Source organism: Streptomyces sp. NPDC033165 (assembly GCF_055577965.1).
Map to the genome: position 1 here is coordinate 746,976 of NZ_JBVIPK010000001.1, position 15,901 is coordinate 762,876.

The window sequence follows — 15,901 nt, forward strand, 5'->3', positions numbered from 1 at the left end:
CGTCCGGAGCGGGGGGCCCTCAGTCATGCGTGGAGTGATCGTGGAACGTCGGACCTTCTTACGCACCGCGGTGATCGGCAGCTCGGCGGCGGCCTTCGGCGGCACGCTGTGGCGAGGGGCCGCCTTCGCCGACCCCGCCCAGCCGGCCCCCGGCCCGTACGGCGCGCTCCAGCCGGCCGACAGCAACGGCATCCGGCTGCCGAGCGGCTTCACCAGCCGCATCGTGGCCCGTTCCGGGCAGACCGTGCCCGGCACCTCCTACCGCTGGCACAGCGCGCCCGACGGCGGGGCGGTGTACGCCGACGGCTCGGGCTGGATCTACGTCTCCAACGCCGAGGTGTCGTCGTGGAGAGGCGGCGGGGCGAGCGCGGTGCGTTTCGACTCCTCGGGGACCGTGACCTCCGCGTACCGCATCCTGTCCGGGACGAACAACAACTGCGCGGGCGGCGCGACCCCGTGGAACACCTGGCTGTCCTGCGAGGAGGTCACCCGCGGATACGTCTACGAGACCGACCCGTGGGGAGTGAACGCGGCGGTGCGGCGGCCCGCGCTGGGCCGTTTCAAGCACGAGGCGGCCGCATCGGACCCGGACCACGGTTACGTCTATCTCACCGAGGACGAGTCGGACGGCCGCTTCTACCGCTTCCGGCCCACGACCTGGGGCGACCTGTCGAGCGGGACCCTTCAGGTGCTGGTGGCGGGCTCGGGCACCTCGACTCCGGTGACCTGGGCGAACGTGCCGGACCCGGCCGCCTCCTCCACCCAGACCCGGCACCAGGTGCCGGGGGCGAAGGTCTTCAAGGGCGGGGAGGGCTGCTTCTACGCGGCGGGCACCTGCTGGTTCACCACCAAGGGCGACAACCGGGTGTGGGCGTACGACGCGGACAACCCGTCGATCTCGCTCGTCTACGACGACTCGCTGGTGACGGGCGGCTCGGCCCCGCTGACCGGGGTCGACAACGTCACCCGGTCCGACTCCGGCGACCTCTACGTGGCGGAGGACGGCGGCAACATGGAGATCTGCCTGATCACTCCGGACGACACGGTGGCACCGTTCCTGCGGATCACCGGCCAGTCCGGTTCGGAGATCACCGGGCCCGCGTTCTCGCCGGACGGCAGCCGGCTCTACTTCTCCTCGCAGCGCGGCACGAGCGGAAGCTCGTCGGGCGGCATCACCTACGAGGTGACGGGCCCGTTCCGGGGCTGACCGCACCACCCCGACCCCTCCGGGACCCGGAGGGGTCGGACCCCCTGGGCGGCCCGGGGTGTCAGGCGCCGCCCTCGACGGCCGACGGGTCCATCCACACGACCTCCCAGATGTGGTGGTCGGGGTCCTGGAACGAGCGGCCGTACATGAAGCCCATGTCCTGCGTCTCGCCCGCCGGGGAGCCGCCGGAGGCCAGGGCCGCCTCGGCGATCCGGTCCACCTCCTCGCGGCTGTCGGCGCTCAGGGCGAGGATGGCCTCGGTCGTCTTCGAGGCGTCGGCGATGTCCTTCTTGGTGAACTCCTTGAAGCGCGGCTCCGTCAGCAGCATGGCGAAGATCGTGTCGCTGATCACCACACACGCCGTCTTGTCGTCGGTGAACTGCGGGTTGGTCGTGAAGCCGAGCTTCTCGAAGAAGCCCTTCGTGGTCTCCAGGTTCTTCACCGGCAGGTTCACGAAGATCATCTGAGCCATGGTCGGTTCCTCTTCCCTCTGTCCCGTCGCGCCCCGGTCGGTCCGTCCGGCGCTTTCGATGGTTAGACGACGGTGCCGCGCGGAACTCATCGGTGTTCGGGGAAGCAGATTCCGCTCGCCTCCTCGCCCACGTCCGCACCGCCCCCTGGGGCCCTTCGCTCAGGGCAGGGCCAGCGGCGCGCCGCCGCGGAGGAGGGAGCCGCCCAGCGGGGTCAGGGTGTGCAGCACCGAGCTGCCGTGGCGCAGGGTCAGGACCAGGCCCGCCTCGCGCAGCACGGAGGCGTGCTGGCTCGCGGAGGCCAGGGACACCCCGGCCCGGCGGGCCAGTTCGCTCGTGGTGCAGCCGTTGCCGATGGACTGGAGGACGGCCGAGCGGGTGTGGCCGACGAGGCGGCCGAGCCAGGGGCCCGGCTCCGCGAACTCGGGGGCGCCGGGGTGCGTCACCGGGTAGACGAGCACCGGCGGGAGGGACGGGTCCCGGTAGACGACGGGTGTGCCCCGGCAGAAGAACGAGGGCTGGAGCAGCAGCCCTCGGCCGTCCAGATGCAGGTCGCGGTCGACCGGGTAGTCGGCCTCCAGCACGGGTGAGCGCCAGCGGATCATCGGCGGCAGGGTGGCCAGGAGCCCGTCCGCGCCGCCGTCCAGCAGTGCCCGGCCCCGGACGGCCCGGTCCGCCTCGATGCTGGCCCTGATGTGCGGCCAGTACGGCTCGACGGCGGCGTGGTGGTAGCTGCGGAGGGCCCCGATCAGCCGGCCGAGCGGCTCGGCCCGGCCCTCCAGGAGTGCGGCGGGCAGCGCCGCGCTCGCTCTCCCCGGGGGCCGCTGCCCGGCCGGGCGGCCCGCCCGCTGCCGCTGCCGCCCGGCGGCCAGCAGCTCCAGCTCCTCGCGGACGCGGTCGGCCGGGGTGTCGCGCAGGGCCTCCATACCGGTGTCGAGGCCGAAGGGCTCGGCCCCCTCCTGGGAGGGCGTCAGAAAATCCGGGAAATAACCGCGGGGCGGGACGACCGCCGCCAGCAGGTGTACTTCGCCATTCAACCGGGTCCGGGTTTCCGTACGCCATTTCCCGAAGATGGTCGAAGCACGCCGGTCCCTCAGCCGGTGAAAGCTGAGAATCGTTTCCCACAGCGCGTCCGGCCTCGTGGCCATCCGCACCCGCGAAAGGTCCAGCCTGGACACATGGATACGCAGCACTACTCCCCCACCTGTTGCATCCGCAATTGCCCCCACCGAAGGGTATGCGGGCCGTCACAGGAGGTCACCACGGGGTTTCGGCCAGAAGTGAAACGTCTCGCCCCGTTCCGCTTCACCCGAAAAGCTGTACGACGTCGGGTACGCATCCGGTGCCCACCGGATGAGCACGTGAAGGCCGTGGGGGGCTTTGTGTGTTCGGCGGCGGTGGGCGACGGTGCGGCTCCGTACCCGACGGGGGTAAGCCGGGTGCGGTCCATGGGTGGGGATCCATGGACCGCACCCCGGTCCATCCGGCCCCCCCGCCCTCGGAGGGTCGCCCGTCACCCGAATTTCTTTGCGCATTAAACGAAGCAATGTGCTCTGCGCCACATTCTCCGGGCGGTATTCCGTGCTCGCTTCTGACGACTCTCCCGTACCGCCGGTCACATCCGTGCACGCCGGTCCTCGTACCCGCCGATCATTTCCGGGCATCCCGGCCCCCGGAGCGCCGATCGCTCACGGGCGCCCGGACCACTTCCGCGGGGCAAGGCGAAGCGGGGGGACCCCCCCCCCCCCCCGCTTCTGTGTGGGCGCACCTACCCGCGCGGGTCGGAAGGGGTCACTGGAGGGTTGCCCTCCGTGGGCGAGGGGTAGTACCGGCTACGACCGATTTGCCCGCCCCGCACACCCCCGCGAGGTGATCCTCTGTGCTCTGGGAATCCTTCGGCTCCGCCGTGCTCGGACTGGCCCTGTCCTGGGTGGCGCTCCGATCACTGGCCGACCGGCTCCCGTCCGGCCGTGCGGTGTACCCCACCGGCGCGCTGGGCGCCCTCTTCGGCGCGTATCTGACGCATGCGGCGCTTGGCCCCGGCCATCTGGCGGTGACGCTGGCCGGAGCCGCGTCCGTCGGGGCGGTGACGCTGTCGCTCCTGATCCGTCCACGCGGCCGCCGCCTCACCCGGTCGGCGGCGGCCCAGTAGCGGGGCCGGGAGCACGGAGGCGTGTTACGCGGCCAGCCCCAGGGCGGCCATCCGCTTGGTGTGGGCCTCCGTGATCCGGGAGAACATCCGGCCCACCTCCGCCAGGTCGAAGCCGTCCGCGACACCGCCCACCAGCATCGTCGAGAGCGCGTCGCGGTCGGCGACCACCCGCTGGGCCTGCGACAGCGCCTCGCCCATCAGCCGACGGGCCCACAGCGCGAGCCGCCCACCGACCCGGGGGTCGGCCTCGATGGCGGCGCGCACCTTCTCCACGGCGAAGTTCCCGTGACCCGTGTCGTCGAGCACGGACAGCACCAGGGAGCGGGTGTCGCTGTCCAGCCGGGCCGCGACCTCCCGGTAGAAGTCGCTCGCGATCGAGTCGCCCACATACGCCTTGACCAGGCCCTCCAGCCAGTCGGACGGTGCCGTCTGGCGGTGGAAGTCGTCGAGCGCCTTGGCGAACGGCTCCATCGCGGCGGTCGGGTCCTCGTCCACCGCCGCGAGCCGCTCGGTCAGCCGCTCGAAGTGGTGGAACTCGGCGGCGGCCATCTTCGCCAGCTCCGCCTTGTCCCCGAGTGTCGGCGCGAGTTTCGCGTCCTCGGCCAGGCGTTCAAACGCCGCCAGCTCTCCGTAGGCGAGGGCGCCGAGCAGGTCCACGACCGCGGCGCGGTACTGCGGCTCGGCGGACGCGGTGGCCCAGTCCTGGGCGGCGATTCCGGTGGCTTCGGGGCCTTCGGCGGGGGTGTCAGTGGCGTGGTCAGGCGTCTCCATGAACCGAACGATAGCCCGCTCGACGGCGGGCGGAAGGGCCTGGTCAGAGGACGACGTCATACCGTTCCGATGAATTCGCCCAACACAGATGCGCGAATCCGGGGTACAGTGGTATTGCGCCTACTGAGCACTGCTGTGCCAGAGGCGCGCCCTTTGAATGAGGATGCCCGGTCGGTGGCCCGATCGGCTCCGACCCGACAGCCCTCCGCGCGGTGTGTACGACACGTACGACCTGCAGATGAGGGGCCCCCTCAGCGGCACGAGCGCTCGAGCGACGGCAGTGGTCCCGCGCCACCCGGCCCATCCACGGCCGGATGACCAACCCCGGCACGGTACGACCCCCAGCGTTCGCCTCGGACCGCGTCTCACAGAAGAGGCAGCACCCTGACTACGTTCCGCGACCTCGGTATTCTTCCCGAGACGGCCGAAGCCCTTGAGGCAGTCGGCATCACGTCCCCCTTCCCCATCCAGGAGCTGACGCTCCCCGTAGCCCTCTCCGGCTCCGACGTCATCGGCCAGGCCAAGACCGGCACCGGCAAGACGCTCGGCTTCGGTCTCCCGCTCCTGGAGCGCGTGACCGTCCCCGCCGACGTCGAGGCCGGGCGCGCCAAGCCCGAGCAGCTGACCGACGCGCCGCAGGCGCTCGTCGTCGTCCCCACCCGCGAGCTGTGCACCCAGGTCACCAACGACCTGCTCACCGCGGGCAAGGTCCGTAACGTCCGCGTTCTCGCGATCTACGGCGGCCGGGCCTACGAGCCCCAGGTCGAGGCCCTCAAGAAGGGCGTCGACGTGATCGTCGGCACCCCGGGCCGCCTGCTGGACCTGGCGGGCCAGCGCAAGCTCGATCTGTCCCACATCCGCGGGCTCGTCCTCGACGAGGCCGACGAGATGCTGGACCTGGGCTTCCTGCCCGACGTCGAGCGCATCATCACGATGCTGCCGGCCAAGCGCCAGACGATGCTGTTCTCGGCCACCATGCCCGGTGCCGTCATCAGCCTCGCCCGCCGCTACATGTCGCAGCCGACGCACATCAACGCCACGTCGCCCGACGACGAGGGCACGACCGTCAAGAACACCCAGCAGCACGTCTACCGCGCGCACTCGATGGACAAGCCCGAGATGGTCTCGCGGATCCTCCAGGCCGACGGCCGCGGACTCGCGATGATCTTCTGCCGGACCAAGCGCACGGCCGCCGACATCGCCGAGCAGCTGGAGAAGCGCGGCTTCGCCTCCGGCGCGGTCCACGGCGACCTCGGCCAGGGCGCCCGCGAGCAGGCGCTGCGCGCCTTCCGCAACGGCAAGGTCGACGTCCTGGTCTGCACCGACGTCGCCGCGCGCGGTATCGATGTCGAGGGTGTGACCCACGTCATCAACTACCAGTCGCCGGAGGACGAGAAGACCTACCTCCACCGCATCGGCCGCACGGGCCGCGCGGGTGCCAAGGGCATCGCGATCACGCTGGTCGACTGGGACGACATCCCGCGCTGGCAGCTGATCAACAAGGCGCTGGACCTGAAGTTCCCGGACCCGCCGGAGACGTACTCCACCTCTCCGCACCTCTTCGAGGAGCTCGGTATCCCGGCGGGCACCAAGGGTGTCCTGCCGCGTGGCGAGCGGACCCGTGCCGGGCTGCGCGCGGAGGAGGTCGAGGACCTCGGCGAGACCGGCGGCCGCGGCCGCAAGTCCGCCGCCCCCGCTCCGGCCCGCGAGGAGCGCGAGCCCCGTACGCGTACGCCGCGTCAGCGCCGCCGCACCCGTGGCGGGTCCTCCGTCGCGGAGGGGACGGCGACGGTGCCCGCACCGGCCAAGGAGGCCGCCCCGGCCGCCCCGGCCGGTGACGAGGCTCCCGACGCCCCGCGCACTCCGCGCCGCCGTCGCCGTACGCGGGTCAGCGCCGCCGAAGCCGTCACCGAGGCGGCTGTGGCGGTCGCCGAGGCCCCCGCGGTGCCCGCCCCGGTGGCCGAGGCCGCACCCGTGGCGGAGCCCGCCCCGGTGGCCGAAGCCGCACCCGTGGCCGAGCCGGTCGCGGAGCCCGCGGCGGAAGCGGTGACGGAGTCCAAGCCGCGCCGCCGTCGCAGCCGCGCCGCGAAGCCGGTGGCCGAGGAGACGGTGGCCGAGGAGACGGACCGGCCCGCCGCCCAGGCTCCGGCCGCCCCGGCCCCGGCCGAGTTCCAGACCGTGGCGGTCGCCGCGGGCATCGCGGAGCCGGTCGCCGAGCCGAAGGCCGTCAGGCCGCGCCGCCGCGCCCGGATCGTGAAGCCGGCCGACGAGGTCGACTTCCAGATCGCCCCGCCCGCCGAGCCGGAGCCGGAGCCGAGGACGCGCCGCCGCCCGGCCCGCACCACGAAGCCGAAGACCGAGTCGAAGCCCGAGACGGCGAAGGCGAAGGCGGAGGCCGCGAGCGAGTCGGAGCCCGTCGCCGGGACCAAGTCCACCAGGACCAGGGCCAAGGCGGCGAAGAGCGCCGAGACCCCGGAGGCCGCCGAGACCAAGGAGCCCAGGACCCGGGCGACGAGGTCCCGGAAGAAGGCCGACGCCCCGGCGAAGGCCGAGGCTCCGGCCGAGGCGGAGGCCCCCGCGAAGGCGAAGACTCCGGCGAAGTCCAAGGCCAGGGCCACCGCGAAGGCGGCCGTCGCCGAGGCGCCCGCCGAGCAGGCTCCGGCCGCCGAGGCGGAGGCCAAGCCCCGTCGCCGCCGCGCCACGCGGAGCGTCACCTCGACCGCGGCCCAGGAGGCCGCAGTGGTCTCCGAGGCCGAGGCCGTGGTGAGCGAGGCCGCCGCCGAGCCGAAGCCGCGCCGCCGCCGTGCCACCCGCCCGGCGGGCCAGGCAACGGCGACGACCGAGAGCTGACGCCCCGCCGCAGTACCGCTCGACCGACGGCCCCGGCCCCCGCACCCGCGGGGGCCGGGGCCGTTTCGGCCGCCCCGTGGAGCCAGGACCCGGGTGGCGGGGATAGCCTCGCCGTATGAGCCGCCCGCCCACCTTCACGCCTCCCGCCTGCACCACCGCCCGGGTCTTGCACACCGAGCGCGGGGACTTCGCCGTACTGGACGCCGTACCGACCACGCCCGCACGGGCCACCGCTCTGCTGCTGCCCGGGTACACCGGCAGCAAGGAGGACTTCATCGCGCTGCTCGAACCGCTGTCGGCGGCGGGCTACCGGGTGGTCGCCGTGGACGGCCGGGGGCAGTACGAGTCCGCGGGAGCGGACCGTCAGGAGCAGTACGCCCAGGGCGAGTTGGCCCGGGACGTACTGGCCCAGGCGGCCGCCCTGACCGACAGCGACAGCGACAGCGACGGAGGCGGCCGGGGCGAGGGCATCGGCGAGGGGGGGCTGCATCTGCTCGGGCACTCGCTCGGCGGGCAGATCGCCCGTGCCGCCGTCCTGCTGGACGCCACCCCGTTCCGCTCGCTGACGCTGATGTCCTCGGGCCCCGCCGAAGTGGTCGCGGCCCAGCGGGAGAAGGTGAAGATGCTGAGCGACGCGCTGTCCGTGCTGTCCATGGACGAGGTGTGGCAGGCGATGCAGGCGCTGGACCCGCCGCAGGACGCGGACACCGGCGACGGCGAGGACATGCGCCGACGCTGGATGCGACACGACCCGGCCCAGCTGATCGCCACCGGAGCACAGCTGGGCGTCGAACCGGACCGGGTGGACGAGCTGGCCGCCGTCGGGCTGCCCGTCCACGTCCTGTCCGGCGAGCGCGACGACGTGTGGCCGGTGGAGCTGTTCGACTCCATGGCGCGGCGTCTGGACGCCCGCCGCACCACGATCGCCGGGGCCGAGCACTCCCCCAACACCGCCCGGCCGCAGGAGACCGCGAAGGCGCTCGCCATGTTCTGGGACACCTTTCCGGCCACCTGACGCACCGCCCGCGGCCCCGTGACGGCGACCGCCGGTCAGTACTGCGACTGGAGGTGTTGCCAGAAGCCGTCGCGCAGCGCCCGCCGCAGGTGGGCGTGGCCGCGCAGCGAGTGCTGGAGCAGGCGTTCGGCCTCCACCAGGAGATCCTGGTCGACGGAGCCCGGCAGATACGGGTGGCCGGGCAGCAGGTCGGCGAGGGACTCGCGGCCCCGGGCGGCGAGCCAGGCGGCGGCAATCTGGGCGCCGACGAAACGGACGTCCTCCCGGGAGGGGGCCGGGGTGTCGTCCTCGTACGTCGTGACCGGGCGCCGGGTGACATACGGGCGGCAGAAGTCCAGGTCGAAGGTGCGCTGGCTGTCCACCTCCCACAGCAGCGGTTCCGCCTGGTTGCGCCCCTCAGCGGCCTCGATGCCCCACAGGTGCACCCGGGCTCCGTAGCCCTGGGCCGCCTCGACCGCCGAGACCAGATCCTCGTCGCCGCCGACGAGCGCCGCGTCACTGATGGCCCGGTGCCGGGCGAGGGATTCGAGGTCGGTGCGGATGAGGGAGTCGACGCCCTTCTGCTGGTTGTTGGCGTTGAGGTTGCCCAGCCTGACCTTGACGTCGGGGAGTTCGGCGATGGCCTGCTGCTCGGTGGTGTGGATACGGCGTCTGGCCCCGTCGTACCAGTAGACGCGCAGCAGCCTGCTGTCCGCGAAGATCGTGCGGGCCTTGTCGATGAAGGCCTCGATCAGCCCCTCGGCGTCGAGGTCGAAGGAGCGCCGGTCCTCGGTGCCGGTGACGAGGAGGCCGGCCGCGGCGTACACATAGCCCGCGTCCACGAAGATGGCGTGCGTCGACGGAGTCTTGGAGACCTCGATGAGCATGCGCTGGAGCAGGTCGTTGGTGCGGTCCAGACGGTCGGCGATATCAGCCGGGTACTTAGACATCCAAAAAATTTCCTTAGCGTAGGGAATGTTTGTACCAGGCAAGCCGTTGTCACATGCAAGGAACCGACGAGACGAAGGGAAGCCCCTGTGCGCTTCGAGATCATGCGACTCGACGACGTCGACGGTACCGCCGTCGACAGCACCGTCGTGGACGCCGCCTCCGTCGACCGGATCGTGCAGCAGGCCGCAGCCGTGGGCCGGCGCATCTACATCCGGCCGGCCGACGGCGCGGCTTCGTAACGCCTGGCCGACGACGAGGCGCCCCCGCACGGAAGGACCGTGCGGGGGCGCTGTGACGTGCGGGCGGGTCTCAGGAGTTCTGGATGACCTGGGTGACGCCGTTGATGATCTGCTGGACCGCGATGGCGGAGAGCATCATGCCCGCGAGCCGGGTCACCAGCACCACACCCCCGTCCTTGATCACGCGGATGATCACCAGCGAGTAGCGCATCGTCAGCCAGAGCACGACGTGCATGGCGACGATCGCGGACCACACCGAGAGCTGCCCGCCCAGGCCGTCGGCGTGCTGCACCGCCAGGATGACCGAGACGATGGCGCCGGGGCCGGCCAGCAGCGGCATGCCCAGCGGCACGAGGGCGACGTTGACGTCCTTGGTCTGCGTCGGCTCGTCCGTCTTGCCGGTGAGCAGGTCGAGCGCGATGAGCAGCAGGAGGAGACCGCCCGCGATCATCAGGGCGGGCACGGAGACATGCAGATAGTCGAGGATCTGCTGACCGAGCAGACCGAAGACGGCGATCACACCGAAGGCGACCGTGACCGCCTGGAGCGCCATCTTCCGCTGCACCTTGGCGGGGCGGCCCGCGGTGAGCGCGAGGAAGATCGGCGTGATTCCGGGCGGGTCCATAATCACAAAAAGGGTGAGAAAAAGGGATCCGAAGACAGCGACGTCGAACACAGTGAGCCTTGCGAGAGATGAGCGGGAGTTACGGGGGGCACGGGCCCGGGCGGCCTGCCGTCGGCGCACGACGGCAGGGGAAAGGGCGCGCGAGGTGGGACGTGGTGCGTGGTGCGGTGGAAGCAGGTGGGTCCTGGGGCCGGTCGTCAGACTGCCGTCGTTGCCCGAAGGGCGCCGCCCGGCAGGCGGCGGTCCGACAACAGGCCCTAGATACGGCCGGGTCCGCCGGCGCCCGGCACCGGGAAGGCTCCCGTGGCGCGCCGGGTGATCTCGCCGTAGATCTCGGGGTCGGTGGTGTATTCGCCGAGCCGTACGGACTTGCGGCTGCCGTGGTAGTCGCTGGAGCCGGTCGTCAGCAGCCCCAGTTCGCGGGCGAGGCCGCGCAGCCGGGCCCGGGTGGGCTCGTCGTGGTCCATGTGGTCGACCTCTATGCCGTCGAGGCCCGCGGCGGCGAGCGCGGCGATCGTGGCCTCGGGGACCACCTCGCCCCGTTTCACGGCGGCGGGGTGGGCGAAGACGGTGACCCCGCCCGCCGCCTTCACCAGACGGACGGCCTCGAACGGGTCGAGCTCGTGCTTCTCGGCGTAGGCCCGTCCGCCATTGCCCAGCCAGTCGGGCGTGAAGGCGTCGGAGACGGTATCCACGACGCCCAGTTCGACGAGGGCCGCGGCGACGTGCGGGCGGCCGACCGAGCCGTCCCCGGCGATACGGGCGACCTGCTCCCAGGTGACCGGGACGTCGAGGGCGCGGAGCTTGCGGACCATCTCCTGGGCGCGCGGCACCCGGTCGTCGCGGACGAGCTCGCGCTCGCGCTCCAGCTCGGGTTCGGCGGGGTCGAAGAGGTACGCCAGCATGTGCACGCCCACGCCGTCGACGCGGCAGGAGAGCTCGGCACCGGTGACGAGGGTGAGGCCCTCGGGCAGCGCGTCGATGGCCTGCTTGTGACCGCCCACGGTGTCGTGGTCGGTGAGCGCGACGACGTCCAGGCCCGCGGCGGCCGCGTTCGCGACCAGCTCGGCGGGGGTGTCCGTGCCGTCCGACGCGGTGGAGTGGGTGTGCAGGTCGATACGCACGACGGCTGGCTCCAGAGCTCGTGGGCGGACGGGGGACCGCTCAAGGATAACCGCCGACCGCCTCCCCTCCGGCCGCGCGGAACGCGCCTGGGCCGGGCGGGGCCGCCGGAGCGCCGCGCCGGGTCCCGCCCCCTACCGCTCGCCCGCCTGCCGGGGCGGGGCCTCGGGCGCACTGAGCAGTCGGGGGGTGAGCGCTCCGCACGGGAGGAGGTCCACCTCTCCCCCGGCGTCCCGCAGATCGGTCAGCACCAGCTCGTCGTACATCAGCAGCCCCGACTGCTCGGGCCACAGGATCGCCCACAGCCACAGCCCCCGCGCCTCGCCCGCGAAGACGGCACGGTCCTCCGGGGCGTTCCTGACGTGCCAGAGCGGGGTGGGGCGGCCCGCGGCGTGCACCTTGGCGTCGGGGGCGGAGTCGACGTTCAGATGGAGGCCGGGGTCCGGTCCGTCGATGCCCGCGTACCGCGCGCCGAGCCCGACGCCCAGCTCCTCGGCGACGAGCAGCAGCTCACCCATCCCGCCGAGCGGCCCCGGCCCCGAGCAGGCCACGGCGCTCGCGCGGCCGCCGCTGCGGTCGTCGCCCGCGCTGGCCACACCGGTGAAGAGCCAGCCCACGGGAAGCGGCCAGGGCATCCAGACGGGAACCTGCGCCCGGTGCACCACGACGCCGAGCGCCTCGACGCTCGGCGGGATGACCGGCTGCATCGGATGGACCTGGCCGTGCACGGAGCACTGCCAGGCGTCGGCGAAGAGGCCGGGCGCCCTGACCCGGCCACCGCACTTCGGGCAACTGGGTTCGCCCCTCATAGGGACCCACGGTCCTCTCCGCCGGTCCTCGCGTCAAGGACGATCACCCGATCGCAGGTGAGGAGCGAGAACCACGCAGCCCTCACCCCGGAGGCAAGCGGACCGGGGCCTGTCGTTCGGATCACCCCGCGAGCCCGGCGTGGTCCGAGCGACAGGCCCTAGTCCAGGGCCACCGACGTACGCAGCGGGTCCCGCAGGTCCGTCCCGTGCGCGAGCCACCGCTCCTGGAGCTCCTGCGCACCGCGCACCCGCTTCCAGGCGGCCTCGTTGTGCGTCATCGGCAGCAGCGGCAGGAAGCGCACCGGGTCCATCGGCTCGTCCAGCTCCAGGTCCTCCACCAGCCCGCCGGACTCCGCCACGAGCACCGAGGTGAACGGCGCCCCGGGCCACAGCGGCTCGCCCAGGTCCAGTGAGGCGCCCGCGGCCACGATCAGCCCCTCGACCTGCGGGGAGGCGGCCAGCACGGCGAGCGGGCGCAGCACCTGGTCGGTGTCGGCCAGTCCGCCGCGTACCGACAGGATCAGCTCGGCGCGGGGGCCCTTGACCGGGTCGGCGAGCGGTGATGTGGGGTCGGCCATCGGCTGCCCGGACATGCCGAGCGTCGCGTAGCGCACCACATCGCCGTCGAGGAAGCGCAGCACCTCGATGCGGTCCGTGCCGAGGAACGTCACATCGGCACGGGCGTCCGGTTCCCCGAGGGCGGAACGGAGCCGGGCCTCGACCAGAGCGAGAATTTCTGCCATGCCGCGAGCATAGATCGCGTACGGAACGGGCAAAGTACGGGATTGCCCCTTGGACGGCTGATAGCCTGGGCGCCGGTCGGGACAGCACGCAGAAGCGTTGTTCTCTTTGTCCCGACGACACGTCGTCCCCCACGGGGGACCGGCCGGAGGAGGTGGGGACTGCCATGGATCCAAGTCGACCGTGCAGTACCAACCGCTCTTCCGCGCCTCGCCTCTCTCACTGATCCGACACCTCGTCAGCCTGTCCGGTCCGCCATCGCCGCCGTGCCCGGATGGCGCCCCGTCAGTGGTTCGCACGACCCCGTCAGTGGTTCGCGTGACGGAAGAGCCCTTCGTTTTTGCCTGTCTGTAGCGAACGCCGTCATCGCGCCCGCGCGGTGCCGCCCGCTTTGCGGACGTGAGCCCACGTCCCCATTCCGGGCTGTTCCACGCCCTCGCCGACGGCCCTCCGTGAAGGAGCCAGCCATGTCGATGATCCGTGACCTGCGCGCCGCCGTGCGCCCGTCCCTGCGCCCGTCCCTCCGTAAGAACAGCGCCCCTTACAGCGGGTACGACACCACCCGCGACCCGTCCGCCTCCAGCGCCGTCGTCGACTGCGCGGTCTACCGCGACGGGCGCCGTCTGGAGACGCCCGCGATCCCGACGCCGCACGAGGCGATGCTTCAGGTGCGGGAGGAGGGCGGCTTCGCGTGGATCGGCCTGCACGAGCCGACGGAGGCCGAATTCGCGGGCATCGCCCGGGAGTTCGGCCTGCACCCGCTGGCCGTCGAGGACGCCGTCCACGCCCACCAGCGGCCCAAGCTGGAGCGGTACGACGACACGCTGTTCACCGTCTTCAAGACCATCCACTACGTGGAGCACGCCGAACTGACCGCGACCAGCGAGGTCGTGGAGACCGGCGAGGTGATGTGCTTCACCGGCCGGGACTTCGTCATCACCGTCCGGCACGGCGGCCAGGGCTCCCTGCGCGCCCTGCGCCACCGGCTCCAGGACGACCCCGAACTGCTGGCCAAGGGCCCGTCCGCCGTACTGCACGCCATCGCCGACCACGTCGTCGACGGGTACATCGCGGTGGCCGAAGCGGTGCAGGACGACATCGACGAGGTGGAGATCGACGTCTTCTCCACCCCGGCCAAGGGCTCCCCGCGCGGTTCGGACGCGGGCCGGATCTACCAGCTCAAGCGCGAGGTACTGGAGTTCAAGCGGGCCGTGTCCCCGCTGCTGCGCCCGATGCAGCTGCTGAGCGAGCGTCCGATGCGGCTGATCGACCCCGACATCCAGAAGTACTTCCGCGACGTCGCCGACCACCTCGCCCGCGTCCAGGAAGAGGTCCTGGGCTTTGACGAACTGCTGAACTCGATCCTCCAGGCGAATCTGGCGCAGGCGACCGTCACGCAGAACGAGGACATGCGCAAGATCACGTCCTGGGCGGCGATCATCGCCGTGCCGACGATGATCTGCGGTGTCTACGGCATGAACTTCGACTACATGCCCGAGGTGGGGTGGAAGTACGGCTATCCGATGGTGCTGGGCGTCATCGGGGTGGTGTGTTTCTCCATCCACCGCATCCTCAAGCGCAACGGCTGGCTCTGAACCGTGCCGGTGGGTGGGTCTAAGCTCGCGCCATGACTGACGCCGCCGCGCCCGATGCCGCCGCCGACCTGCTGGAGAGGACCCTCGTCGAGGAGGCCACGAAGAAGTCCTCTCTCGTCTGGGTCCGGGGCACCGGGCCGGCCCGGGCCGTCTGGCACGTCTGGCACGAGGGCGCGGCGCATCTGGTCGGCGGCGGGCCCGGCGAGCAGCCGCTGCCCGAGGGCCTGGCCGACGGCGGCCGCGCCGAGGTGACCGTACGCAGCAAGGACAAGGGCGGCCGGATCGTCGCCTGGACCGCGACCGTACGTGTGCTCTCCCCGCGCTCCGAGGAGTGGGAAGCGGCGGTCGCCGAGCTGAAGGGCAAGCGGCTGAACGCACCGGACGCCGAGGTGATGACGGAACGCTGGGCGAAGGAGTGCACGGTGGTGCGGCTGACGCCCGACACCGTCGGCACCGAGCTGCCGGACGGCTCGCTGGCGGCCGCCCCGCTGCCGACCTCCGCCACCACACGGCAGCCGGTCCCGGCAGCGCTCCCCCGGCTGCTGCTCAAACGCCGCCGCAAGCGCTGACGCGGAGTTCGGGGAGGGCTCAGCCGGAGGACTTGGGGAGCTGGCCGCCGTAGTCGACGGTGTCGTCCTCGTCCGGCGCCTCCAGGGGGAAGGACCGCCCCCAGTCGGCCAGCGAGACCGTGCCCCCGCCGCCGCCCCGGGCCACCCGTACCGGGTACGGCTTGTCCTCCAGCGAGACGTCGAACGCCCCGCCCTCGCCCTTGCCGCCCAGGATCTGGACGGTGCGGTGCCCGGCGACCGTGTCCCGGCCGCCCTTGTTGAGCTCTCCGTGCAGCGCGAGCAGCCCGTCGAGCAGGACTTTCTTGTCGGTGAAGCCGCGCAGCTGCCGGTAGCTGGGATCGCCCTCGGGGACCTTCACGTACTTGCCGCCCAGCTTGTCGGCGGCCGCCGCGTCGGCGGCCGCCGCGTCGGCGGCCCCGCTCTCGCCCTTGCCGTCCTCGTGGGTCCAGAACGCGGCCGGTGCCTTGAGGAACAGCTCGTCCTCGATCCGCAGCAGGGCGAAGCTCTGCTTCTTCGAGCTCACCGAGCCCATGCCGCCCTTGGCGCTGAGCTTCATGTCGAGCCGGTAGGTGCCGCCCTTGCTGACGAGCGTCCCCGACAGGCGTACCGAGGTCGCGGCGTCGGCCGCCGCTCTGGCCTTCGTGTCGATCTCGGACGCGGTGAGTTTCGCGATGCCGTTGGTCCCCTTGTCCGGGTCCTCGTCCGTGCCGCAGGCGGTGAGAGCCACAGCGAGCCCCCCGCACAGCACCAGAGCTAGGGCGGTCCGGCGATGGTTCCGCACGGCCGGGGCGAAAGAGGTCACGGGC

Annotated in this window: 16 protein-coding genes; 7 read left to right on the forward strand and 9 right to left on the reverse strand. The window is 72.2% G+C overall.

All coding sequences use genetic code 11. The features are described from left to right. The first annotated feature begins 40 nt into the window (after nt 1–40). Nucleotides 41–1,207 carry an alkaline phosphatase PhoX gene (locus tag ACZ5WC_RS03585; protein ID WP_468539273.1) on the forward strand — a complete coding sequence of 389 codons (1,167 nt, stop codon included), beginning with the start codon at nt 41–43 and terminating at the stop codon, nt 1,205–1,207. Nucleotides 1,208–1,268: 61 nt separating this feature from the next. Here ACZ5WC_RS03585 and ACZ5WC_RS03590 read toward each other — a convergent pair whose 3' ends face one another. Both ACZ5WC_RS03590 and ACZ5WC_RS03595 read right to left on the reverse strand, forming a co-directional pair. After that, on the reverse strand, nt 1,269–1,679 hold the full coding sequence (locus ACZ5WC_RS03590; protein ID WP_468539274.1) for a VOC family protein: 411 nt from the start codon (nt 1,677–1,679) through the stop codon (nt 1,269–1,271). 159 nt (nt 1,680–1,838) lie between these two features. Then, the gene (locus tag ACZ5WC_RS03595; RefSeq protein WP_468539275.1) at nt 1,839–2,870 is read right to left on the reverse strand and encodes an ArsR/SmtB family transcription factor; all 1,032 of its coding nucleotides are present in this window, start codon (nt 2,868–2,870) and stop codon (nt 1,839–1,841) included. A gap of 686 nt (nt 2,871–3,556) precedes the next feature. On the opposite strand from ACZ5WC_RS03595, the gene ACZ5WC_RS03600 reads away from it, so the two are divergent. Next, nucleotides 3,557–3,829, forward strand: coding sequence for a hypothetical protein (locus ACZ5WC_RS03600; RefSeq protein WP_468539276.1), 273 nt, complete (start codon nt 3,557–3,559; stop codon nt 3,827–3,829). Between the two features lie 24 nt (nt 3,830–3,853). On the opposite strand, the gene ACZ5WC_RS03605 is transcribed toward ACZ5WC_RS03600, so the two are convergent. After that, entirely contained in the window at nt 3,854–4,600 is a 747-nt protein-coding gene (locus ACZ5WC_RS03605; protein ID WP_468539277.1) for a ferritin-like fold-containing protein, read from the reverse strand. Nucleotides 4,601–5,074: 474 nt separating this feature from the next. Between ACZ5WC_RS03605 and ACZ5WC_RS03610 the strand changes: the two genes are divergently transcribed. Beyond that, nucleotides 5,075–7,450 (forward strand): DEAD/DEAH box helicase, encoded by a 2,376-nt coding sequence (locus tag ACZ5WC_RS03610; protein ID WP_468539407.1) that lies wholly within the window; start codon nt 5,075–5,077, stop codon nt 7,448–7,450. Between the two features lie 115 nt (nt 7,451–7,565). Next, a complete protein-coding gene (locus tag ACZ5WC_RS03615; protein WP_468539278.1) occupies nt 7,566–8,465 on the forward strand; it encodes an alpha/beta fold hydrolase in 900 nt (299 codons plus the stop codon). Nucleotides 8,466–8,500: 35 nt separating this feature from the next. On the opposite strand, the gene ACZ5WC_RS03620 is transcribed toward ACZ5WC_RS03615, so the two are convergent. Next, nucleotides 8,501–9,394 (reverse strand): NYN domain-containing protein, encoded by an 894-nt coding sequence (locus tag ACZ5WC_RS03620; protein WP_468539279.1) that lies wholly within the window; start codon nt 9,392–9,394, stop codon nt 8,501–8,503. A gap of 87 nt (nt 9,395–9,481) precedes the next feature. On the opposite strand from ACZ5WC_RS03620, the gene ACZ5WC_RS03625 reads away from it, so the two are divergent. Further along, entirely contained in the window at nt 9,482–9,634 is a 153-nt protein-coding gene (locus tag ACZ5WC_RS03625) for a hypothetical protein (RefSeq protein ID WP_096632998.1), read from the forward strand. A gap of 70 nt (nt 9,635–9,704) precedes the next feature. Here ACZ5WC_RS03625 and ACZ5WC_RS03630 read toward each other — a convergent pair whose 3' ends face one another. From ACZ5WC_RS03630 to ACZ5WC_RS03645, 4 genes are all read right to left on the reverse strand, one after another. Further along, nucleotides 9,705–10,310, reverse strand: coding sequence for a MarC family protein (locus ACZ5WC_RS03630; protein WP_311121410.1), 606 nt, complete (start codon nt 10,308–10,310; stop codon nt 9,705–9,707). 206 nt (nt 10,311–10,516) lie between these two features. Further along, a complete protein-coding gene (locus ACZ5WC_RS03635; RefSeq protein WP_468539280.1) occupies nt 10,517–11,383 on the reverse strand; it encodes a PHP domain-containing protein in 867 nt (288 codons plus the stop codon). A 132-nt stretch (nt 11,384–11,515) separates the two neighbouring features. Next, the gene (locus ACZ5WC_RS03640) at nt 11,516–12,190 is read right to left on the reverse strand and encodes a DUF6758 family protein (RefSeq protein ID WP_468539281.1); all 675 of its coding nucleotides are present in this window, start codon (nt 12,188–12,190) and stop codon (nt 11,516–11,518) included. A gap of 158 nt (nt 12,191–12,348) precedes the next feature. Next, nucleotides 12,349–12,933, reverse strand: a complete 585-nt coding sequence (locus ACZ5WC_RS03645; RefSeq protein WP_468539282.1) for a suppressor of fused domain protein — start codon at nt 12,931–12,933, stop codon at nt 12,349–12,351. 465 nt (nt 12,934–13,398) lie between these two features. Here ACZ5WC_RS03645 and ACZ5WC_RS03650 point away from each other — a divergent pair, with 465 nt between their 5' ends. Together ACZ5WC_RS03650 and ACZ5WC_RS03655 are read left to right on the forward strand one after the other, a co-directional pair. Next, nucleotides 13,399–14,526, forward strand: a complete 1,128-nt coding sequence (locus tag ACZ5WC_RS03650; protein WP_096626988.1) for a magnesium and cobalt transport protein CorA — start codon at nt 13,399–13,401, stop codon at nt 14,524–14,526. 32 nt (nt 14,527–14,558) lie between these two features. Continuing rightward, nucleotides 14,559–15,095 carry a hypothetical protein gene (locus tag ACZ5WC_RS03655; RefSeq protein WP_468539283.1) on the forward strand — a complete coding sequence of 179 codons (537 nt, stop codon included), beginning with the start codon at nt 14,559–14,561 and terminating at the stop codon, nt 15,093–15,095. Nucleotides 15,096–15,114: 19 nt separating this feature from the next. On the opposite strand, the gene ACZ5WC_RS03660 is transcribed toward ACZ5WC_RS03655, so the two are convergent. Beyond that, nucleotides 15,115–15,897 (reverse strand): hypothetical protein, encoded by a 783-nt coding sequence (locus tag ACZ5WC_RS03660; RefSeq protein WP_468539284.1) that lies wholly within the window; start codon nt 15,895–15,897, stop codon nt 15,115–15,117. Nucleotides 15,898–15,901: the final 4 nt, after the last annotated feature.

Bases quoted from the DNA above. Each gene is read 5' to 3' on its own strand.
- ACZ5WC_RS03650 (WP_096626988.1), top strand. From the start codon at position 13,399: ATGTCGATGATCCGTGACCTGCGCGCCGCCGTGCGCCCGTCCCTGCGC.
- ACZ5WC_RS03615 (WP_468539278.1), top strand. From the start codon at position 7,566: ATGAGCCGCCCGCCCACCTTCACGCCTCCCGCCTGCACCACCGCCCGG.
- ACZ5WC_RS03620 (WP_468539279.1), bottom strand. From the start codon at position 9,394: ATGTCTAAGTACCCGGCTGATATCGCCGACCGTCTGGACCGCACCAAC.
- ACZ5WC_RS03655 (WP_468539283.1), top strand. From the start codon at position 14,559: ATGACTGACGCCGCCGCGCCCGATGCCGCCGCCGACCTGCTGGAGAGG.
- ACZ5WC_RS03605 (WP_468539277.1), bottom strand. From the start codon at position 4,600: ATGGAGACGCCTGACCACGCCACTGACACCCCCGCCGAAGGCCCCGAA.
- ACZ5WC_RS03645 (WP_468539282.1), bottom strand. From the start codon at position 12,933: ATGGCAGAAATTCTCGCTCTGGTCGAGGCCCGGCTCCGTTCCGCCCTC.
- ACZ5WC_RS03590 (WP_468539274.1), bottom strand. From the start codon at position 1,679: ATGGCTCAGATGATCTTCGTGAACCTGCCGGTGAAGAACCTGGAGACC.
- ACZ5WC_RS03640 (WP_468539281.1), bottom strand. From the start codon at position 12,190: ATGAGGGGCGAACCCAGTTGCCCGAAGTGCGGTGGCCGGGTCAGGGCG.